The organism is Nonomuraea sp. NPDC026600, from assembly GCF_040638335.1.
GTDB lineage: Bacteria > Actinomycetota > Actinomycetes > Streptosporangiales > Streptosporangiaceae > Nonomuraea.
This window is the reverse complement of record NZ_JBEZYD010000011.1, coordinates 75640-96030: the sequence shown is the minus strand read 5'-3', so window position 1 is coordinate 96030 and position 20391 is coordinate 75640. Positions and strand designations below refer to the sequence as shown.

The 20391-nt window shown below is 68.6% G+C and carries 20 protein-coding genes and 1 pseudogene; 9 read left to right on the top strand and 12 right to left on the bottom strand.

Annotated features, from left to right (window positions below):
- Nucleotides 1–28 precede the first annotated feature (28 nt).
- Together AB0F17_RS25830 and AB0F17_RS25825 are read right to left on the bottom strand one after the other, a co-directional pair.
- Entirely contained in the window at nucleotides 29–463 is a 435-nt protein-coding gene (locus tag AB0F17_RS25830; RefSeq protein ID WP_358027319.1) for an ester cyclase, read from the bottom strand.
- 298 nt (nucleotides 464–761) lie between these two features.
- The gene (locus AB0F17_RS25825) at nucleotides 762–1661 is read right to left on the bottom strand and encodes a LysR substrate-binding domain-containing protein (protein WP_358027318.1); all 900 of its coding nucleotides are present in this window, start codon (nucleotides 1659–1661) and stop codon (nucleotides 762–764) included.
- Nucleotides 1662–1769: 108 nt separating this feature from the next.
- Here AB0F17_RS25825 and AB0F17_RS25820 point away from each other — a divergent pair, with 108 nt between their 5' ends.
- A complete protein-coding gene (locus tag AB0F17_RS25820) occupies nucleotides 1770–2183 on the top strand; it encodes a hypothetical protein (RefSeq protein ID WP_358027315.1) in 414 nt (137 codons plus the stop codon).
- Nucleotides 2176–3756: a multicopper oxidase domain-containing protein gene (locus tag AB0F17_RS25815; protein ID WP_358027312.1), complete on the top strand. Its 1581-nt coding sequence runs from the start codon at nucleotides 2176–2178 to the stop codon at nucleotides 3754–3756. Before AB0F17_RS25820 ends, AB0F17_RS25815 begins: the two co-directional genes overlap by 8 nt.
- 83 nt (nucleotides 3757–3839) lie before the next feature.
- Here the strand turns inward: AB0F17_RS25815 and AB0F17_RS25810 are convergent, their stop codons facing one another.
- The 3 genes from AB0F17_RS25810 to AB0F17_RS25800 form a co-directional block, all read right to left on the bottom strand.
- The gene (locus AB0F17_RS25810; protein WP_358027309.1) at nucleotides 3840–4484 is read right to left on the bottom strand and encodes a protein-L-isoaspartate(D-aspartate) O-methyltransferase; all 645 of its coding nucleotides are present in this window, start codon (nucleotides 4482–4484) and stop codon (nucleotides 3840–3842) included.
- 2 nt (nucleotides 4485–4486) lie between these two features.
- Complete coding sequence (locus AB0F17_RS25805; protein WP_358027306.1) at nucleotides 4487–5599, bottom strand: CapA family protein; 1113 nt, start codon at nucleotides 5597–5599, stop codon at nucleotides 4487–4489.
- Between the two features lie 99 nt (nucleotides 5600–5698).
- Nucleotides 5699–6349: a TetR family transcriptional regulator gene (locus AB0F17_RS25800; protein WP_358027879.1), complete on the bottom strand. Its 651-nt coding sequence runs from the start codon at nucleotides 6347–6349 to the stop codon at nucleotides 5699–5701.
- 283 nt (nucleotides 6350–6632) lie between these two features.
- Here AB0F17_RS25800 and AB0F17_RS25795 point away from each other — a divergent pair, with 283 nt between their 5' ends.
- From AB0F17_RS25795 to AB0F17_RS25785, 3 genes are all read left to right on the top strand, one after another.
- Nucleotides 6633–6989, top strand: a complete 357-nt coding sequence (locus AB0F17_RS25795; protein ID WP_358027304.1) for a hypothetical protein — start codon at nucleotides 6633–6635, stop codon at nucleotides 6987–6989.
- A 54-nt stretch (nucleotides 6990–7043) separates the two neighbouring features.
- Nucleotides 7044–7295, top strand: coding sequence for a hypothetical protein (locus AB0F17_RS25790; protein ID WP_358027302.1), 252 nt, complete (start codon nucleotides 7044–7046; stop codon nucleotides 7293–7295).
- A gap of 91 nt (nucleotides 7296–7386) precedes the next feature.
- The gene (locus AB0F17_RS25785; protein WP_358027300.1) at nucleotides 7387–7623 is read left to right on the top strand and encodes a hypothetical protein; all 237 of its coding nucleotides are present in this window, start codon (nucleotides 7387–7389) and stop codon (nucleotides 7621–7623) included.
- On the opposite strand, the gene AB0F17_RS25780 is transcribed toward AB0F17_RS25785, so the two are convergent.
- Genes AB0F17_RS25780 through AB0F17_RS25770 form a run of 3 tightly spaced genes read right to left on the bottom strand, consistent with a single transcriptional unit; the run spans nucleotide 7587 to nucleotide 10322 of the window.
- Complete coding sequence (locus AB0F17_RS25780) at nucleotides 7587–8249, bottom strand: response regulator transcription factor (protein WP_358027297.1); 663 nt, start codon at nucleotides 8247–8249, stop codon at nucleotides 7587–7589. The two genes, AB0F17_RS25785 and AB0F17_RS25780, sit on opposite strands and share 37 nt — an antisense overlap.
- On the bottom strand, nucleotides 8246–9346 hold the full coding sequence (locus AB0F17_RS25775; RefSeq protein ID WP_358027294.1) for a sensor histidine kinase: 1101 nt from the start codon (nucleotides 9344–9346) through the stop codon (nucleotides 8246–8248). The genes AB0F17_RS25780 and AB0F17_RS25775 overlap by 4 nt, the downstream gene beginning before the upstream one ends.
- A 10-nt stretch (nucleotides 9347–9356) precedes the next feature.
- Nucleotides 9357–10322, bottom strand: a complete 966-nt coding sequence (locus tag AB0F17_RS25770) for a hypothetical protein (protein WP_358027291.1) — start codon at nucleotides 10320–10322, stop codon at nucleotides 9357–9359.
- A gap of 157 nt (nucleotides 10323–10479) precedes the next feature.
- On the opposite strand from AB0F17_RS25770, the gene AB0F17_RS25765 reads away from it, so the two are divergent.
- Complete coding sequence (locus tag AB0F17_RS25765; RefSeq protein WP_358027289.1) at nucleotides 10480–10632, top strand: hypothetical protein; 153 nt, start codon at nucleotides 10480–10482, stop codon at nucleotides 10630–10632.
- A gap of 103 nt (nucleotides 10633–10735) precedes the next feature.
- Here AB0F17_RS25765 and AB0F17_RS25760 read toward each other — a convergent pair.
- Both AB0F17_RS25760 and AB0F17_RS25755 read right to left on the bottom strand, forming a co-directional pair.
- Nucleotides 10736–11915 (bottom strand): annotated as a pseudogene (locus AB0F17_RS25760) (transposase).
- 44 nt (nucleotides 11916–11959) lie between these two features.
- Nucleotides 11960–12646, bottom strand: coding sequence for a DUF4158 domain-containing protein (locus AB0F17_RS25755; RefSeq protein ID WP_358027286.1), 687 nt, complete (start codon nucleotides 12644–12646; stop codon nucleotides 11960–11962).
- A 1248-nt stretch (nucleotides 12647–13894) separates the two neighbouring features.
- Here AB0F17_RS25755 and rox point away from each other — a divergent pair.
- Nucleotides 13895–15322: a rifampin monooxygenase gene (gene rox / locus AB0F17_RS25750; RefSeq protein ID WP_358027284.1), complete on the top strand. Its 1428-nt coding sequence runs from the start codon at nucleotides 13895–13897 to the stop codon at nucleotides 15320–15322.
- Between the two features lie 33 nt (nucleotides 15323–15355).
- Here the strand turns inward: rox and AB0F17_RS25745 are convergent, their stop codons facing one another.
- Together AB0F17_RS25745 and AB0F17_RS25740 are read right to left on the bottom strand one after the other, a co-directional pair.
- The gene (locus AB0F17_RS25745; RefSeq protein ID WP_358027281.1) at nucleotides 15356–15853 is read right to left on the bottom strand and encodes a hypothetical protein; all 498 of its coding nucleotides are present in this window, start codon (nucleotides 15851–15853) and stop codon (nucleotides 15356–15358) included.
- Between the two features lie 30 nt (nucleotides 15854–15883).
- Nucleotides 15884–17020 carry a hypothetical protein gene (locus AB0F17_RS25740; protein WP_358027279.1) on the bottom strand — a complete coding sequence of 379 codons (1137 nt, stop codon included), beginning with the start codon at nucleotides 17018–17020 and terminating at the stop codon, nucleotides 15884–15886.
- A 32-nt stretch (nucleotides 17021–17052) separates the two neighbouring features.
- On the opposite strand from AB0F17_RS25740, the gene AB0F17_RS25735 reads away from it, so the two are divergent.
- Together AB0F17_RS25735 and AB0F17_RS25730 are read left to right on the top strand one after the other, a co-directional pair.
- Nucleotides 17053–19362 (top strand): tetratricopeptide repeat protein, encoded by a 2310-nt coding sequence (locus tag AB0F17_RS25735; RefSeq protein WP_358027277.1) that lies wholly within the window; start codon nucleotides 17053–17055, stop codon nucleotides 19360–19362.
- A gap of 132 nt (nucleotides 19363–19494) precedes the next feature.
- On the top strand, nucleotides 19495–20214 hold the full coding sequence (locus AB0F17_RS25730; protein ID WP_358027274.1) for a VOC family protein: 720 nt from the start codon (nucleotides 19495–19497) through the stop codon (nucleotides 20212–20214).
- Nucleotides 20215–20391 lie beyond the last annotated feature (177 nt).

Here is a 20391-nt window from a genome sequence, read left to right as displayed (position 1 = left end):
GCCTGCGCGGTCAGGCCATGACGATGTACTACACCTGGATGAAGCCGAGTTGCCGCAGCTGTGAGTAGATGTCGACGACGCCCCAGATGTCGGTGATCTGGCCGTCGGCAAAGCGGGCGATGAAGATCTCGTGGTAGGTGACGGACTTGCCGGTCGGGGGCATGCCCCGGTACTCACCGGAGTTGGTCCCGGTGACCGTCTGCCGAGCGACGATCTTGTCTCCCTCGGCGAGCAGGTCCTCGACCGTCACGTGAATGTCGGGGAACGCGCGCAGGAGGATGTCCCATATGCGCCTCTGTGCCTGCGGCGCGGTCACGTCGATCGGCTCCGCCGTGTGGAACCGCGCGTCCGGGTGAATGAACTCGTCGATCGCCTTCGAGATGACCTCCAGATCGCCGCTGTTGATGGCGTCGTGGAAGCGGTGGTACGTCTCCTTGTTGCGTACTTCCTGGGCTGCTGACATGTCGTCTCTCCTTGGACCGAGATGGTGCGCTCATTCGTCTCGGTAGTTAAAGACGAGATAGCCCCTCGGATTGTGATGCGGCGCCCACCTCACATTCGACGAGGCTGTCTTGTCGAACGGGTGCCCGACGCGAGAGCTACGTGGGCGAATGGATTCCCGAGCCGCTGCCCGAACCTATGGAGTGGCCGGGTGGCGCCACCGTAGCTGGCCACCTCGGCGCGCCGCCGCGTCGCGGGCTCCCGCGACTCCGACGGCCCAGCAGGCCGACAAGCTCCGCCCGTGGACGGCAGGCTGACGATCATCCGAGTCTTTCCTGTGGTTCGCCGGTGATCCAGTTCCAGCCGGTGATCGTAGTACGCATCAGACGGGCGGCGGTTGACAGGTGACTGTCGGCGCCCCAGAACAGGGTGAGTGCGCGACGGCAGTCGGGGCTGTCGACGGCGATCCAGGCGAGGGGGGCACGGGTGGTGGCCCGCCGCGCGATGGCGGGGATGAGACCGATGCCGAGTCCCGCGCTGATGAGGTCGGCTATGGCGCTGTGCTCATCACTCTCGCAGACGATCTTCGGTGTCAAGCCTCGGGCGGCGAAGAGCCGATCGAGGAGCCGGCGTTGCCAATGCCCCTGGCGTGCGGTGATGAAGGGCTGATCGGCGAGTTCGTCGATGCCCACTGAGGTACGGCCCGCCAGCGGATGATCCAGTGGCGTGGCCACCCCCACCGGCTCATCGAGCAACTGCGTCGCCGCCAAGCCCTCGGCGTGGATCGGCTGTGAGGCGACACACAGATCGACGTCCTGGGCCCGCAGGCGGCGGGCCATGTCCTCGGCCGGCATCCAGTGGAGTCCGACCTCGATGGTGGGATGAGCTCGCTTGTAGGCCGCCAGCGGTCCGGTGAGGGTGAGGAAGGTCTCCGACGCCAGCCTCACGGTGCCCACACCCTCGCTGGTGGCCTCGGCGACGGCTCGCCGCCCCGCGTCGAGCTCACCGAGGGAGCGTTCGACATAGCCGCGGAAGAGCTTGCCCGTGTCGTTCAGCCGGAGCCGGCCGCTCCGGTCGAACAGCGCCGTGCCCAGCTCACTCTCCAAGCGGGCGATGGTACGGCTCAGCGAAGGCTGGGCGACGCGCAGCTCGTCGGCCGCGCGGCTGAGGTGTTCCAACCGCGCCACCACCAGGAACTGCCTGAGCGTGTTCAGGTCCATCATGCCCTCCCGTGCATAACACCATAGCAATATTGATCTTAGGCAAGATAACTCACAAGCCATAGTCTCGACTGGTTCGCACATGGGACAAGGTGAGGAGGATCCCTCATGGCCAACCGCCTGGGATCCAGGACGACACCCGCGGGGTGGACACTACGGGCCATCGTCAGCGCGCACGTGGTGGCGATCGTCGGCCAGCCGGTGTTCGCCGGGTCATACCTGACCGGTGACTTCGACAGTCTGCGCCGGCACGCGGTCGGCGCCGACGTGGTCACCTCCATCGGCTATCTGCAGGTGATCGTGGCGATCGTGGTGTGGATTCGGCTGCGTCAGGTCTGGCCGTTCCTCGCCACGTCGGCGGTGGTGGCGGCCGAGACCGTGCAGTACTTCGCCGGGTTGGACGGCGCGCTGTGGTTGCACATCCCGTTGGGTGTGATGACCGTCGCCGCGCTCGTCGTGCTGTTCATCGCCGTCTGGCGCCAACCCTTGCCGCGGCGGCCGCGGGAGGCCCGCGATGCTTGAGCGTGGCATGACCAGGCGGCGGGTGCTGGGCATCGGCGGGGCGCTCGGGCTGATGGCGGCCACCGGGCTGTCGGCGTCGGCGGCGCTGGCGCGCAGGCCGTCGATCACCGGTGCCGAGTCACGCAGCGCCGTACCGCTACCGCTGCCTTTCCAGGTGCCGCTGCCGATCCCCTCCGTGCTGGCGCCGGTCAGCACCTCGGGCGGCGCCGACCGTTACACGATCACCCAGCGCGAAGCGAGCGTGGAGATCCTGCCCGGTGTCAGGACGCCGCTATGGACCTATGACGGCACCTTCCCAGGGCCGACGATCGAGTCGCGCCGCGGCCGGCCGGTCACCGTGACGCACCGCAACGAGCTGCCCGTGCCGACCGTCGTACACCTGCACGGCGGACGGACCCCAGCGGCTTCCGACGGGTACCCGACCGACCTCGTCCTGCCCGAGGGCTGGCCGGAGGCCGCCCTGCACGCGGGACACGGCATGCACGATCCACGTGCGGTGGTGACCAAGCTGACACGGGACTACACCTTTCCCCTGGACCAGCGGCCGACGATGCTGTGGTACCACGACCACCGGATGGACTTCACCGCCCCCGCGATCTGGCGCGGCCTGGCCGGGCTGCACTTCGTCCGCGACGACGCCGAGGACGCGCTCGGCCTGCCCGCGGGGCCACGCGAACTGCCTCTGATGATCACCGACCGGGCGTTCGCCGCCGACGGCGGCCTCGCCTACCCAGCCCTCGACCCCACCCTGCGGGAGCGGCCGGGCGTGACCGACCCGTATCTCGCCGGCGTCCTCGGCGACGTGATCTTGGTCAACGGCGCCCCCTGGCCCGTGCACGAGGCTGACGCGGCCCGCTACCGGCTGCGCATCGTGAACGCCTCCAACGCCCGGCACTACGAACTCGAAGCGGTCACCGACGACGGACATCGGCTCGACCTCGTCCAGATCGGCGCCGACCAGGGACTGCTCGCGGCGCCGGTCACCCACCGCGCCCTGCCGATCGCGCCGGCCGAACGTTATGACGTGATCATCGACTTCTCCGGCGTCGCGATCGGCAGCCGGGTCAGAGTCGTCAACCGGCTCGGCTCTGGCCGTACCCGCGACGTGATGGCCTTCCGCATCGCGCGCAACGCCACCGACGGCAGCCGCATCCCGCGCACGCTCTCGGACGATCTGCCGGCCTGGCGCAGGTCGGACGCCGTCAGGGTGCGCGAGTTCTCCTTCCGCACCGGGCGGATGCGCGGTGGTCACGGGTGGCTGATGGGCGGGCTGCCGTTCGACCCCGGCCGCTCCGATGTCACCGCCGGTCTGGGTGATGTCGAGGTGTGGCGGCTGGTCGCCGACGTTCATCATCCCGTCCACCTGCACCTGGTTGGCTTCCGCGTGCTCTCGCGCGGCGGCCGGCCGCCGCTGCCCCACGATGCGGGTCTCAAGGACACCGTCTCCTTGCGGCCGGGCGAGTCGGTGGAGATCATCACCCGTTTCGACGGTTACCGAGGCCGTTACCTCTTCCACTGTCACAACGCCGAGCACGAGGACATGGGCATGATGGCCAACCTCGAGATCATCTGACACTTCGGTCGATGGTTTGCTGGAGAGTTGATGATTCCAAGGATTGCGACGACCCGCCGCCTTTACATTGTAGATTAGTGCCCTTACGCGGAGGAGTCCGGATAGCCGTACCAGCCGCGGAGGCGGACGAAGCAGGCCAGGGTGAGGACCTCGCGGCGCTCCAGCCCGGCGAGCCCTCGCTTGAACAGCACGACCTCCTCCCGGCCACCGGTGCCGATCGGCTGCACCAGGCGCCCGCCGACCCCGAGCTGCTCGACCAGCGGCGCCGGGACCTGGGGAAAGGCGGCCGACACGAGGACGGCGTCGTACGGGGCACGCTGGGGCACGCCGCCGCTGCCGTCTCCGACGAGCAACTCCACGTTGCCGATGCCGTGGCGGGCGAGGTTTTGCCGGGCCCGCTCGGAGAAGCAGCGCCATAGCTCGACGGTCACGACGTCGGCGGCCAGGCGCGCGAGCAGCGCCGTCTGGAAGCCGAGCCCCGTGCCGATCTCCAGCACGTGCTTGTCACCGGACAGCGCCAGTCCCTCGATCATCCTGGCCGTTAGCGAGGGCTGGGTGGTCACCTGGCCATGCCCGATCGGCAGCGGGGCGTCCTGGTAGGCCGCACCGATCGCGTCGGCGGGCACGAAGTCCGCCCTCGGCGTCGTCCGCACCGCCTCAAGCAGGCGCTCGTCGCGGACGCCCGCCGCCCGGAGGTCGCGCGCCAGTGTCTGCGGAGAGCCCGCCACGCTTAGGCCTCCGCCAGGACGAGCATGCCGCCGGGCTCGCTGCAGATCCGCCCGCCGAAACCGCGTCCGGCCTTGTCGAGGGTCGCGCGCAGCCACTCGGCGTCGCCGGGTTCGGCGTGGCAGAGCCGCATGCGCCGGGCCCGCACGGGCGCCATGCGCAGGGCGGCGAGCCGTCCGGAGTCCGGATCGAGCGAGGCGAGGTAGAGCAGCCGCAGGTCGTCGCGGTACTCCTCGTACCCGCTGATCCCCTCGTAGTCGTCGATCAGGTCGCCGCAGCCGTACAGAACCAGTCGGCCGCGGTACACCTCGATCGGGCGCGGATGGTGCGAGGAGTGCCCGTGCACCACGTCGACGCCGCCGTCGATGAGCGCGTGCGCGAAGCGGACCTGTTCCCGGGAGACCGGATACCCCCAGTTGGAGCCCCAGTGGACGGAGGCCACCGCGATATCCCCCGGCCGCTTCTCCCCCCGTACCCGCTCGACGATCGCGGCCGCGGCGGCCGGCGACGGCTCCGGCACGAAGTCGACGCCGGAACGGTCCGGGGCCGCCGCCCACTCCGGTGGCACCCCGCTGGAGGGCATGCCGAACGCGAACACCAGCACGCGCCGGCCCCCCGGCAAGGGCACGGTCGCCGGGCGGCGCGCCTCGTCCAGGTCTCGTCCCGCCCCGGCGGCCGTGAGCCCGGCGGAGGCCAGCGCGCTGAGCGTCTCGGCGAGCCCGGCGCGCCCGAAGTCCAGCAGGTGATTGTTCGCCAGCACGCAGGCGTCGGGCCGCACCACGGCCAGGCACGGAAGGTTGTCGGGGTTCATGCGGTAGTGGATCGCCTTGTCCGGAGCGAACGCATCGCTCCTGGTCACGCTCGTCTCCAGGTTCACCACCCGGGCATCCAGCGAGTACGCATCCAGGACCGACAGCGCGTCGCCCCAAGGCCAGGAGAAGTCGACAGGGCGCGGAATCGGCCCGTTGACCGCCTCGGCGAGCTCGACATAGGTGCGCGCGTCGTCGATGTACGGCTCACACAGGGCGGGATCACCAGGATGCGGCAGGACCTGGTCCACACCACGCCCGAGCATGACGTCGCCACCGAGAAACAGGGTCACCAGGCCAGCGACCATGTCTCCATGCTAGGCGGCCAGGCGCCTGGGCATTGACTCGCATTCCTACAAGCAGTCAGCGCCGGCCGGGGTGCCGTAGGCGGCGGGGCGGCAGGCCGTTCACGAACGATGTGTCACCGGGGCCTGCCACAGTCCGACGATCGCGTCGATCAGGCTGGCGGCGAGGTCGTCCCAGCTCGGCTGGAGGGTGGGCGTGCCCGCGGCGAGGGCGCGTTCCCGCTCGACGCACATGTGCACGATCACATGACGTGCCATGGCCCAACGCACCTCACGCACCTCGGGCTGCAGATCGGAAATACACCGATTCAAGCCGTCCACGAGCAACCGCAGCGAGGGCGACGGGAGCGACTCCTCGATCGTGATCTGATAGAGCGCCGGATCGGTCATCACCTGGGCACGGAACCGCGCGTACCAGGTGGGACTGCCCTGGGCCGCCAAATGCCGGATGAACGGGCGCACCAGACAAGCCACCCAATCGCGGACATCCGTGGAACCGGCGGCATCGGCCACCATCCACACCCGCAGCTTCTCCATCTGATCGGCGTGTTTGCGGGCGATCGCGCGCACCAGATCGGCCTTCGTACCGAAGTGATAGCCCACCGCCGCGCTGTTGCCCTGCCCCGCCGCCTCACTGATCTGACGGTTCGACACCGCGTGCACACCATGTTCGGCGAACAGCCGCTCCGCCGTGGCCAGGATCAACTCCCGGGTCGCGCCGCCCCGCTCGGGCCGCGCCGTCCTACCCGCCATCACCGTCTCCTCGATCTCGACCGTCACCGCATCGCAGGTCACACTCGTCAAAATCAATCATACGGTTTAATTGAATCGGTCGCTTGGCTTACTTTGCTGCCTGCATAACCGTCCAGATAGAGGCTTCCCCACGCGCCAGGTCCTTGCCAGACCCGCTGATCCCAGGACATCCGCCCCGCCGCGATCGTGGCGGTCCCGGCCTTCGCCGGGACCGTGCTGTTCTGGATCTCGGCGGGGCTGGGCGCGCCGCGACGGCCGGGTCACCGGCGCACTCGGCTGGAACATGCCCGAACAACCCCGCCGGCACCGACAGGGACAGGCCAACAGCAGGACCCTCATCAACCGCAACTCGACTCCGGAGCAACGCGGACAAGCCCAGCAGCGGCTGGCCGGGTACCTGGACGGGCTGCTCGGCGAGAAGCTCGCCCGCCCTGGCGACGATCTGCTCTCGGGGCTGGTCGAGCGGGTCAAGGCCGGTGAGCCGTCCCGGCCGGAGGCCGCCCGCATGGGCGTGCTGATGCTGTTCGCCGGGCACGAAACCACGGCGAACATGATCACGCTAGGCACGCTGGCCCTGCTCCAGCACCCCGAGCAGCTGGCCCTCCTCCGTGACGGCGACAATCCGAAGCTGGTCGCCTAGCGGTCGAGGAACTGCTGCGTTTACCTGACGATCGCCCACGGCGGGTTGCGGCGGGTGGCACTGGCAGACATCGAGATCGCCGGCCAGGTCATCCGGGCCGGCGAGGGGATCATTATCGTCAACGAGACCGCCAACCGCGACCCGTCCATCTTCCCCGACCTGGACCTGCCGGACCTCCAGCGCAACGCGCGCGACGAGGACGGGATCGTGGTGCTGCTGAACGCCAACCCGTCGGCCGAGCGGCTGGCGGACGTCGAGCGGGCCGCCATGCTCTGCCCTGCCCTGGCCATCACCGTCGAGGAATGACCCTCGCGCCCAGGCAGGCTCTGATCGTGTCGTCGGCGCCCTTGGCTGGAACGGCCCACCGCGAGCGTAGACGCCACTCAGCAACTACAGCGTGGTGAGCGATCCGGTGCGCGCGCAGATCCTCGGCCACGCCTTTCGCCGGTATAGCGCAGGCCGGCGGCTCGACCACCCGGAGGTCGACCGCGCCGAGGTGGCCGCCAGTCTGGCCGCCGCCATCATCGCCGCTTTCACCATCGATCCGGTACGGCTGACGTCCGTCGGTGAACCGCTCGGCCGCTCCCCGGTAGGGTGTCAGGCCTCGCCCGGCCGGATCAGGCCGGTTTCGTAGGCGTGGATGACGATCTGGACGCGGTCGCGTAGCCCGAGCTTGGCCAGGATGTGGCTGACATGCGTCTTCACCGTGGCCTCCGTGACGTTGAGTGCGGCGGCGATCTCGCTGTTGGTGTGCCCTCTGGCCACCTGGGCCAGGACTTGGAGTTCACGTTCGGTCAGGCGATCCTGCTCCCCAGCCACGTCGGTGGAAGGGTCTGGCAGGTGGCGGGCGAAGGCGTCGATCAGTCGGCGGGTCACGTTGGGCGAAACGACGGCGTCACCCGCGGCCACCGCTCTGATGCCGGTGAGCAGGTCGGGCGGCGGCACCTCCTTGAGCAGGAAGCCACTGGCGCCAGCCTTGAGTCCAGCGAAGACGTACTCGTCGAGGTTGAAAGTGGTCAGCAGTAGGATCCTGGCTGGAGCGGCGGAGGCGACGATCTGGCGGGTGGCCTCGATTCCGTCCATCACGGGCATCCGCACGTCCATGAGGACCACGTCCGGTGTTACGGCGCGGGTCATCGTCACGGCCTGGGCGCCATCGCCGACCTCGCCGACCACTTCCAAGTCTGGCTGGGTCTCGAACACCATGCGGAAGCCGAGCCTGAGCATCGGCTGGTCGTCGGCCAGCAACAGCCGGATCACCCCGCCTCCACGTGCAGGAGCGTGTGGACGCGCCAGCCACCGCCGGGGTGCGGGCCCGCCTGGAGTTGGCCACCGTAGGCGGCGGCCCGTTCACGCATGCCGGTGAGCCCGTGTCCGTCCGACGCGGGCGCGGCGCCAGGCCCGTTGTCGATGACCTCGATCTCGGCGTGGGTGTCGCTGTAAGACAGCCGCACCTGTACGGCGGGGCCGCCGTGCTTGATCGTGTTGGTCAGCGCCTCCTGGACGATACGGAAGACGGCCAGGCCCGCGTCGGGAGGCCAGCTGCCCGGGGTGCCCTCGGTGGTGAGGGTGAGCTCGATGCCTGCCGTCCGGGTCTGGCCGAACAGGCGGTCGAGGTCGGCCAGTCCCGGCTGTGGCGACAGGTCGCCGTCATGGGTGAGGGCGAGCACGCGGCGCATCTCGGCCAGGGCCTCGCGCCCGGTCTCGGCGACGTGGGTCATGGTCTCAGCCGAGCGGGCGGGGTTGAGGGTGGCTGTGTAGGCGGCGCCGTCGGACAGGGCCACCATGACGGCCAGATTATGCGCGACGATGTCGTGGATCTCACGGGCGATGCGGGCCCGTTCCGCGGCCGTGGCCAGTGCCGCCTGCTGATCGCGCTCGCCTTCCAGGCGGTGGGCGCGTTCCCGCAGCTCTGAGAGGTAGGCCCGGCGAGTGCGGACGTATCCGGCCAGGAGCGAGGTCGCGATCAAGGCAGTGGTCAGCGCAGCCAGGTCACTGGTGGTGAGCTCACCTTGGAACGCCGCCGTGACCAGCAGGAGTTCGATCGCTCCCGCGGCGAACCACGACTGCGTCGGCGTGCCGTACCGGACCAGGGTGTAAAGCGCAACAAGGGCGGCAATCAACGGGAACAGCCCGGAGACGCCGGTCAGGAAGGCGGCCATCATGAGGGCGTACACCGCCCAGAAGATCACCGGGGGTGCCGCGCGCCGTAAGACCAGCGGTAGGCAGAGCGGGATGATCCAGCCCCAGCCGTCGTAGCCGCTCGTGACCAGGCAGGCCAGCCCCACGACGGCGGCCAGACCGGCGTCGGCGGCGCGAGGATGCCTCTCGGCCGCCGACCAGAACCGGTCCTTCATGCGTATGACCCTACTGTCCATATCCGGTACGGCTTCGCACGGCCACGACCACGAATGCCGCGCCCAAGACCGCCGCCGACGCCACCAGCAACGGATCTCCGCCCATGACGCCGAAGGAGGCGGTCGCCACGGCGTGGGCGGCGCCCGCGCCCATGACGCAGATCACGGCCGTGGCATGGGATGTCACCGGCACCCTGCCGATGGCCCAGGCCGCCGCAATCGCCACGATCGCGAAGTAGGACGGCTGCCAACCCCAGGCCACGCCCTCATCGGCGAGGATGGAGGGCGTCAGGATCGCCGCGAACAGCAGCGCGCCCACCACGAAGGATCGGACCGGGGCCTTGGGGCGGCCGGGGCCGAGCACCGGCGTGCGAGGGAGCCATCCCGCGCAGAACCAGAGCGCCAGCCCGACGATCATCACGACGGCGAGGTGAGCGTCGCTCACTGGCTGCGGGGTATCCCGGCCCACGCCGAAATACGCCAGTACGGCCATGACCAGGCAGAGCGCCGCGATGGTCACCACTAGCCACGTGGGGAGCCAAGCGCGTCCTGCCTGTTTCGGAAACAACCGCTCGACGAGCAGGACGGGAAGCGCAACGGAGAACAGTCCATGCCAGAAGGCGATGAATATGGTGAACGGGACCAGGAGCCCGCCCACCACCCCGTATCCGGCGTAACCATCGCCGGAGTGGCCGAAGGGGTGGAACAGGTCCAGCGAGAGCAGCCCCTCGTTGTAGAGGCCGTAGATCAGGCCGAGGCACCACAGACCGAGCGGCCCCACCCTCCTGCGCACCGCGACTTCCCTGATGATCAGGACCGGCAAGCCGTACAGAATCAGGACGTAGGACAGCAGCAGCGCCGGGTTGAGTAAGGCCACGACAGGGGTGGCGGAACTGATCACCTCGGCCAAGACCGGGGAGATCACCATCAGTGACAGCACGGGCCACACGGCCGCGCGCCTCAAGGTTTGGGTCATGACCGCGACGGTACGGAAGATCATGCTCGCGAGACGACGCTCTGACGACTGATCTCAGTCCGCCCCCGTGTGCGACTTGAGGAGGATCCAGGTCAGCCTGCCGGTCGAGAAGGTGGAGTTGCCCGATTGGTCCCGATGTGGGCTCGCTGGAGTTGTGATGAAGATCCGCGCCGTCGAGACCTTCGTGGCACATGCCGAGGAACTGCACTTCGGCCGCAGGGCGGAGCGGTGCACGGTTCCGGGTCACCAGGCGATCTGCCTCGAGACAACGGCTGCGAGCGACCTCGGCTGCCCGGTTGAAGTTTCCTGAACGGACATCCTTGAACCCCGTTCACAACCCCGCGATGTCGACTCACCTCCCGTGACCGCGGCTCGCTGCACGGTGCACGGTGCACGGTGCACGGTGCACGGTGTCACCCTGCTACAGGGTCGTCGAGATCGAGATGGACCTCCATATTCTCCAGCGGCGAGTCCAGGTCGTAGACGTAGTCGCCGAAGCGGCGTACGTTGTCCTCCTGGTAGGGAGACATGATGGCCACCTCGGCGCGATGCACCGTCTCACCCTCGCCGCGCAGCTGGTTGAGCACCAGGGACATGTCCAGCGTGGTCTGGTACATGACCAGGTCGGCGACCAGGGTGTTGAACTTGATCGCCTTCTCCTGTTCCTCCGGGTCGTTCTCGGCGATCACCCCGTTGTTGCCGAACCCGATCCACTTGGAGAAGTTGTTGTAGGACTCGACCATGTTGGTGGCCCGGGTGATGTTCTCCCGCAGCGTGGCGTCGGAGACGTACCGAAGCAGCACCATGGTGCGGATCACGCGGCCCAGCTCGCGGAAGGCGCGGTAGATCCTGTTGCGCTTGGAGTCGTGCCGCAGCCGCCGCAGCAGCGTGATGGACGACAGCTCGCCTTCGCGGATGGAGATGGCCACCTTCATCAGATCCTGCCAGTGATTCTCGATCAGCTGCCAGTTGATCGGCTCGCCGAACAGCGCGTCGATATGCCGAGAGCGGACGCCGGGCTCGGGCCGGTGGAAGGTCAGGTCCCGGAAGTTGCGGATACGCGGCAGCAGCTCGAACCCGAACAGGTGCGCCAGCCCGAAGACCGGGAACGACTGGCCTTGTGTGTCGGCATGGATCTCCTTGGGGGCCGCCTCGCTCTCCTGCTCAAGCAGCCCTTCGATGATGTAGACCGCCTCCCACACCCCGCACGGCACAAATCTGGAAAAGAGCGCGATGTAGTTATCGGCGATGTGGTGGTAAGCGACGCCTCCGTAGCCTCCGTACCGGATGGAACTCGGCGATGAGGTTGTCCACGTAGATGTCGTACTTGGTGCCGTCGGCGGCCACCGCGTTGCCCTCCCCCCACACCTTGGGCAGGTCCAGCCGCAGGTCGGCGTTGACCACGTCGGCGATCGCCTTGTTCAAGCCGGCCAGCGTGACGTGTTTGCGCATGGTGTAGGACAGTTCGTGTGCGCTGATGCGGCCGCCCAGGTGCCGGGCGGCTTGGGCGGCGCCCAGGTTGCAGCCGTAGGTGAAGGCGACCAGCAGGTAGCGCTCCAGAGGGTCGGCCAGCTTGGCCTCCGATCCCGACAGTGGCCCGAAGTGCCGGAACCAGCGCAGGTGCCGGGTGGTCCGGGTCAGGATCTCCAGCAGGGAGCGTTCCGGCAGACGGTCCTTGACGGCCGTGGATGCAGGCGCAGCTTGGTCACCGTAGCCCGCGGCGCGCTCTTCTTCGCCCGGTCATGTCCGCTGCGGCCGGTGGCCGGGTCTACTTTCAGCATCGCCAGCAGGCGCGCGTGGTCATCGAAGCTCATCCGGCCGTAGGCCAGGGTGAAGATGGCGCCGTTGGCCTCCGCGCGCATCTGAGAGGCCAGGTCATCCAGGGTGGAGAAGGCCGGGAACTCGCAGCTGTTCGTGGCTAGATCCCCCAACGCCACGTTGATCAGATCGGCTGGGTGATCCTTGGTTTTGGCCGCCTGCCGGATCGCCTGCTCGGCCAGCTTGCGCGCAGCGGCCTGATCGCCGTCCAGCCCCAGCCGGGAGCGCACCAGCGTCTTGTGGTTGCGTCCCGTCCGCTCGGCCACGTCCGTCATGCCGACCTGCTCCGGCAGGCCCGGCTCGTTCCGTACGTGCTCGATCACCTGGGCCGGGATCTCGGCCAGCCGCGGGAACCGTCCCAGCCGCTGACAGCACTTCAGCCACACCATCAGCGACAGCCGGGTCTCATCGCTGTCGGTCATCTCCCGCGCCCAGTCCATCTCCGCCAGGCTTGGCGAGTACGCCGCGCGCAGTTCGCGCTCGGAGATGGTCCGCTTGAATGTCAACGGCCAAGTGCTTTTACATGGCCACGGACACTTGAACCGCGGGTAGGCGGTCTTGTCGATCGAGGCCATCAGGCACAGCCTTCCCCAGCAGCCCCGATCACCACAGAATGGGTCACACTGTAGCCGACCGAACACAATGCGCGAGGCGGAACGCGGAATCTAGAGCCGGCACTCCTCCGCGTCCCGAGAGGTGACTTCCGAGATTACGTGCCAACCGTCGCGGGAGGTCGGCGCCAGGTACGGAGTGCGCAACCAGGACCCGCGGCAGGCATGCCCTGACGTTCTCAAGATCGACTCATGGCCGGTTTTGCCCGCATCTCGGCGGGACCCGGTAGAGGTTCAGGCCGACTTCCATGCCGTACAGACGTTGTTCCCTGCTGAGTACGAATGGCACCACCTAACAGCGTTGACATTGGCGCCTAATCCCCCGGCCCGACAAACGCCGGCCGTATTGGGAGCGTCATAACGTACGAGCTCCTCACCGGGACCGGACGGGTTGCGGTACCTCACCGTGGCCCAGGCTCCTATACGAGGACCAGGCCCAAGCTGCCTACAGACCTCCAGGTAAGTGTGGTTGTTCTTGAGGTTCAGGAAACCCACCTCATCGCCCAACCTGAAGTCGTGCGCTTGTGCAGGGGAGGCGGTCATGGTTAATGCCAAAACGGTTGCAGCGATGACCGCTGGCGCCATCCACATGTTCTTCGTACACATGGTCTTCTCCGTCTTCCGTTCTTACGAGGCGGAATCGTGTCCGACTCCATTGGCCGAGTCTGTGCTGACTGACATTCCTTCCTCCGGGGACGTCTATCGTGCGTATGCCGATTCTCGCCCGCCGGAAATGGACATAGCCAGGCCAGTAACCGGACATTGACCGGACAAAAGATCGAGTTACCGCTTCCGCGTCTCCACGCCGGCCGGCCGCGTCACAGCTTCGGGAGGAGCTTGTCCGTCCACAACGGACGACAAAAAACAAAGGCAAGGAGATTTCGCAACTCCCTGCCACTCTCAACATATAGCGCACCGGGGGGCTTGCGGCAAGACCCGGGTCGTGCCGCAGAATCGTCGGCCGAGGCCAGATCCTGCGGAAATCAGAAGTTCGCGAAGCACGTGTGACCTTCGCGGGATGTCGAACCGCCGACGGGACTCACGGTGCGGTCGCGGACACTCGGCGCGGAGGTACGGGTGTGCGCGCCGCCGGACTACGCGGAGCAACTGGCCGAAACGAAACCTTGCTGAATGGGGGGGTTCATGATCGACGTGATCGTCGCCGGCGGCGGACCGACCGGCTTGATGCTGGCCGGCGAGTTGCGGCTGCACGGCGTGCACGCGCTCGTACTGGAGAAGGAGACGGAGCCGACCGCGTACGTCCGCGCGCTCGGTCTGCACATGCGCAGCGTCGAGGTGATGGACCAGCGCGGTCTGCTGGCGCGGTTCCTCGCGCTCGGCCAGCAGTACGCGGCCGGCGGTTTCTTCGCCGGCATCACCAAGCCGTGGCCCGACCGGTTGGACACCGCGCATCCGTACACGCTCGGCATCCCGCAGACCACCACCGAGCGCCTGCTGGCCGAGCACGCCACCGAGGTCGGCGTCGAGATCCGGCGCGGCCGCGAGCTGGTCGGGCTGAGCCAGGACGAGCACGGGGTGACCGTCGAGCTGGCCGACGGCACGCAGGTGCGCTCGCGCTACCTCGTCGGTTGCGACGGCGGCCACAGCACGGTGCGCAAGCTGCTCGGCGTCGGCTTCCCCGGCGAGCCCGCCAAGGTCGAGACGCTGCTGGGCGAGATGGAGGCGACCGAGGATCCGGCGACGGTCGCCGCCGTCGTCACGGAGGTCCGCAAGACCCAACTGCGGTTCGGCGCCATCCCCCTCGGGGATGGGGTGTACCGCGTCGTCGCGCCCGCCGAAGGGGTGGCCGAGGACCGCACGGTTCCGCCGACCTTCGAGGAGTTCAAGCAGCAGCTGCGGGCCTACGCGGGCACCGACTTCGGCGTGCACTCACCGCGCTGGCTCTCCCGTTTCGGCGACGCCACCCGGCTGGCCGAGCGGTACCGGACCGGCCGGGTGCTGCTGGCCGGCGACGCGGCGCACATCCACCCGCCGACCGGCGGGCAGGGGCTCAACCTCGGCATCCAGGACGCGTTCAACCTCGGCTGGAAACTGGCCGCCGAGGTGGGCGGCTGGGCGCCGCGCGGGCTGCTGGACAGCTATCACACCGAACGGCACCCGGTGGCCGTCGACGTGCTGGACAACACCCGCGCGCAGATGGAGCTGCTGTCCCTTGAGCCGGGCCCTCGGTCGGTGCGCCGGCTGCTGTCGGAACTGATGGACTTCGAGGAGGTGAACCGGTACCTGATCGAGAAGATCACGGGGATCGGGGTGCGCTACGACTTCGGCGAGGGGCACGAACTGCTCGGCCGGCGGATGCGGGACGTGAAGCTGAAGCGCGGGCGCCTCTACGAGTTGATGCACGGCGGCCGCGGGCTGCTGCTCGACCAGACCGCCCGGCTCTCGGTGGCGGGCTGGGCGGACCGGGTCGATCACGTCGTCGACGTCAGTGAGGAGCTGGACGTGCCCGCGGTGCTGCTGCGGCCGGACGGTCACGTGGCGTGGGTCGGTGGAGATCAGCAGGGGCTGCTCAGCCGACTGCCCAAGTGGTTCGGCGCTGCCGTCGGCTGAGGCGGCGGCACCCAGGCGACCGTGGCCGGCCGGTCAGCTCCGGTCGATGTACCAGTTGCCGCAGAAGCTACCGAGTATCGCGGTGCGCGCGCAGGCCCGGGCCGCGTAGTGCCGTTGCTGGCTGGTGTTCCAGTTCAGGACGAGGCTGCTCTCCGAACTGGAGAACGGGCCGCACTGCTTCCAGCCGCCGTTCGCGTTGACTTGTTCGGTGGTGGGATACATGGGCAGACTGCTGGGCATTCCCTGCAGGCTGCGGTCCACCCAGACCTGCTCGCCCGAATAGCGGGGTGAGAGCCTGGCGTAGCTGTAGTTGAAGGCGCCGCCGTTCCACAACTGGAGGCGACGGTCGCCCAGATCAGGGCTCGAGCCGACGACGACCTGGTAGTAGTCGGGAATGCCTGACTGGTCGCACTCGGACGGGGTGGCGCTCGCGGCCGAGACCGGAACGACGGCCCCAGCCGCCGCGCCGATGATCACGGCTAGGAGGATCTTCACGAACCGGTTCGAGGTCATCGACTTTCCAGCACTCATGACTGTCCTTTCACTGGCGAATGTGCATGATCAGTTGGGATCGACCCAGAAGCCGTCCCGGTCCAGCAGCCGCTGATAGCGGACGAGCGCTCCGTATTTCCCTCCGGCGCCCTCGTTCTCGTCCTTGGGGACCATGGCCCAGCTGAACGCGCCGCCGCTCGTCCAGGCGCCCTCCCACGTACGCGCCATGGGATATTCGTCGCAGGTGTAGCCCGTGGGACGGGGCCGCCAGTCGGGGCAGGCGATGTCCCGGTTCTTCACGGCCTTGGCCTCGTCGGCCAGCCGGTGGAGCGGGGTGGTTCCGGGGGCCCCGGGGAGCCCGCCGGCCTGCGCCGTCCTGATGTGCGCCCTGACCTGCGGATAGTCGGTCAGCCCGTTGAGCGTGGGGAAGAAGGTCGGTATGACGCAGCCGGCGCCGCTGAGAATCCTGTCGCAGCGAATGTCCGGCGAGAGGTAGGGGCCCTTCTCGGGCGGGAAGACGTTGACGACTTCCGGGTCGCCGCCCGGATGCGTCACCTGCGGGTCGTAGGTGGTGTTAACCGTGCGTTTGCCGTTCGCGGGCACGTTCACCAGATGGGGTACGGGCGGGGTCAGGTATTGGGGGGAGTTCTCCGGCAGCGTGATCGCCGGGCCGAAGTCGCCCGCCGTGCAGCCGTAGGAACAACTGACCGCCAGACGGAAACTGATGGCGTCATCCGAGGTCAGCGCGCCTTCGGAGTTGAAGCGCACGATCGCGAAGACGTCGGTGAGTTCGAGGCTGTCGTAGAACATGGCGATGTAATGGATGTAGTTCAAGGTGGTGCGGCCGAGCAGGGCCCCTGTCACGGTGTCGTAGAGGCTGACCGTCGCGTAGTTGATCAGGCAGGAGGCGAATCGCCTGGTCTTCCACGCGCTCTTCGTCTGGTCGTCAGGGGCGTCGAGGCACCAGGCGGGCAGGGGCGGCGGGGCGGCGGCGCTCGCGGTGGTCAGAGCCGACTTGGGGGGCGATTCGGTCACCGGCCCGACGCACAGGACCTTCTTCCTGCCCTGGCGGGCGAGTGACGGTAATCGGTCCCTGATGCGGTCGCAGCTGTTGTCCGTCTTCGTCGGGGTGGTGGCGTACGCGTCGGCGGCTGGCGCCGCGAGCAGAGCGCACATGAACAGGAGCAGCAGCGTGATGGTTCTCATCCGAATAGTGCCCATGGCATCCCGTCAGGCCGGTGGGTGAGACCCTCTCAGGGAACCAGTCGCGGCAGTCCGGACGGCAGGCGCTCGACCGGCGGTTAGGCTGCGGGCGCGCGGACGTGATCACGTCCTGTGGACCGGCCGGAAGGGGATCGATGTTCGGCGACGCGCTGCGTGAGTTCCGGGTTCGGGCACTGCTCACACAGGAGGATCTGGCCGCGATGTCCGGCGTCAGCGAGCGGCAGATTCGTGAGATCGAGTCCGGCCGCGTCACGGTTCCCCGGGCCAGCACCGTCCGGGTGCTGGCCGACACGCTGAAGCTGTCCCTGGCGGACCGCGCCGCCTTCCAGCTCGCCGCGCAACCGGACGCCGGCCATCCGCCGGCGCCCGCGCAGTTACCCGGCGACGTCGACGGTTTTACCGGCCGTTCCGCGGCGCTGCGTGCCCTCGACGCGGCCACGACCGCGGTGGTCACCGTCTCCGGCCCGGCGGGCGTGGGTAAGACCTCGCTCGCGGTGCACTGGTCTCGCCTGGCGGCGCCGCGTTTTCCCGACGGCCAGCTCTACGTGGACCTGCGCGGCTTCTCGCACCACACGACGGTCGATCCCGCCGAGGTGATCCGCGGATTCCTGGACGCGCTCGGGGTGCCGCCCGACCGCATCCCCTCCGGCTTCGACGCTCAGACGGCGCTCTACCGCAGCCGGTCCGCCGGCCGCCGTCTGCTGGTCGTACTCGACAACGCCCGCGACGCCGACCAGATCCGGCCGCTGCTGCCCGGGGGCGCGGCCGCCCGTACGATCGTCACCAGCCGCCGTCAGCTCACCGACCTGGTCGCCGAGACCGGCGCCGCCACGCTGAGCCTGGACGTACCGAAGGTCGAAGAGGCGGTCGAACTGCTCAGCCACCGGCTGGGCACGGCCACCGATCCCGCCGGCGTGACGGCGATCGTGGCCGCGTGCGGACGGCTCCCGCTGGCGCTGGCGCTGGTCGGCGCGCGGGCACGGCTGACCGGCTTCCCGCCCTCGGCGATCGCCGCCGAGCTGCGCCACCCGGGCGGCCGCCTCGCGGCCCTGGAGATCGACGCCGTGTTCTCCTGGTCCTACGACGCGCTGAGCCCGGCCGCCGGCCGGCTGTTCCGGCTGCTCGGGCTCGCCACCAGCGCCGACATCGCGGTGGCGGCGCTGGCCGCGCTGGCCGGACGGGCGCTGTCCGAGGTCCGGCGGACGCTGGCCGAACTGACCCACGCCAGCCTGGTCACCGAGCACGCGCCCGGCCGCTACCGGACGCACGACCTGCTGCACGCCTACGCTCGTGAACGTGCCATGGCCGAGGAGTCCGAGGCCGCGCGGCAGGCAGCGCTGACCCGGCTGCTCGACCACTACACGCACACCGCCTATCACGCCGAACTGGTGCTGAACCCGGTGCGCGCGCCCATCCCGATGACCCTCGCCGCGCCCACGGACGGCGCCGAGCCGAAACGCGCGTTCGACCTCCCCGCCGCCCTGGACTGGCTGAGAACCGAGCAGGCGGTCCTGCTTACCGCGCTGCGGCAGGCCGAGGAGGAGGGCATGCACCGGCACGCCTGGCAGTTGAGCTGGGCGCTGGACACGTTCCTGAACGACCAGCGGCGCTGGCAGGACGAGGGCGCGGCGTGGGCGGTGGCGCTGCGCGCGGCGACCGCCCTGACCGACCGGCCTGCGGCGGCGCACGCGCACCGCTTCCTGAGCGCGGTGCACGGTCGCCTCGACCGGTTCGACGACGCGCACGACCACATGCGGCAGGCGCTCGACCTGAGCCTCGCCGCCGGACACCGGGCAGGCGAGGCGGAGAGCCGTTTCGTGCTGTCCTACGTCTATTGGCTGCAGGGTGACCGTGAGCAGGCGCTCGACCAGGCCGAGCAGGCGTTGTCACTCTTCATCGAGCTCGACGATCCGCTCTGGGCGGGCAAGGCCAGCCTCGCCGTGGGCTGGTATCTCTCCGAGATCGGCGCCTGCCAGGAGGCTCTGTCGTACCACGAACAAGCGCTCGAACTGCAACAGCGAGCGGGCGACCTGGCCAACGAAGTGGTCACCTGGGACACGCTGGGCGTGCTCCACCAGCGGCTGGGCGACCCGGAGTCGGCGATCAGGCACTACGAGAGCGGCCTGCGCCGGATCGGCACGATGGAGAGCCCGGGGTTGCGCGCCCAGTTGCTCGGGCATCTCGGCGACGTGAGCGAGGCCATCGGCGACTGGCAGACGGCCCGCGAACGCTGGTTGGAGGCGTACGAGATCCTCCGCGAGCTCGGCCACCCCCAGACGGGCGACCTGCGCCGCAAGCTTCAGTCGCCCGGCCCGTCGTCGTAGTCCTCGGCCTGCCTGTGGTTTTGGGCCGGAAGCGTCGTCTTCTGCCGCAAAATCGTTGGCATCGCCGTTCTTGAGCGGGCTAGCGTTACGTGTCCTGTCTGCGCTTGTGAGTCAGCAGCTTGGAGATGCGTTATGACTTCTCAGCTCGTCGCGCTCTGCTTCGATGCGAACGACCCCATCCGTCTCGCGCGCTTCTGGGCCGGATTCCTGGGCTGGGAGACGGCCGAGGACTCCCACGATGGCATCACGCTCCTGCCTAGCGATGACACCGGGTTCCGGATCCGATTTCTGGCGACCCAGGAGAAGAAGACCGACCCGAACCAGATGCACTTCGATCTGACGAGCACGTCACTCGAGGACCAGGAGCGGACGGTGGCGAGGGCGCTCGAACACGGCGCCCAGCACATCGACGTCGGGCAACTCCCGGAAGAGGGTCATGTGGTGCTCGCCGACCCCGAAGGCAACGAGTTCTGCGTCATCCCGCCGGGCAACAACTTCCTCGCCGACTGCGGATTCATCGGAGCGCTCGCGTCCGACGGTTCGCAGGAGGTCGGCTACTTCTGGAGCGAAGCACTGGGCTGGCCCTTGGTCTGGGACCAGGACCAAGAGACCGCGATCCGTTCGCCGCACGGCGGTCCGAAGATCACGTGGGGCGGTCCGCCTGTGAGTCTGAAGACCGGGAAGAACCGGCTGCACTTCGACCTCGCTCCTCCTGCGCACGGCGATCAGCGAGCGGAGGTCGACCGTCTCGTCTCCCTCGGAGCGACTCGAATCGACACCGGCCAGCACGGGGCCGGTCAGGTAGTGATGGTCGATCCCGATGGCAATGAGTTCTGTGTGTTGACCCCGTGACCAGGCCCGGGAGCGGATCGGGCGTCTCAACCGCTCCTCTCGGTGAGTCCGCGCAGGTCGGCGACTACATCGTTGGATTCACGACTGTCGGAATCGGGGTCCGTGGCCGCGCACCCCGCGCGAGAACGTAGACGAACAGGACCGCCGGCAGCACCGGCCTGCGGCCCGCACTGGTTC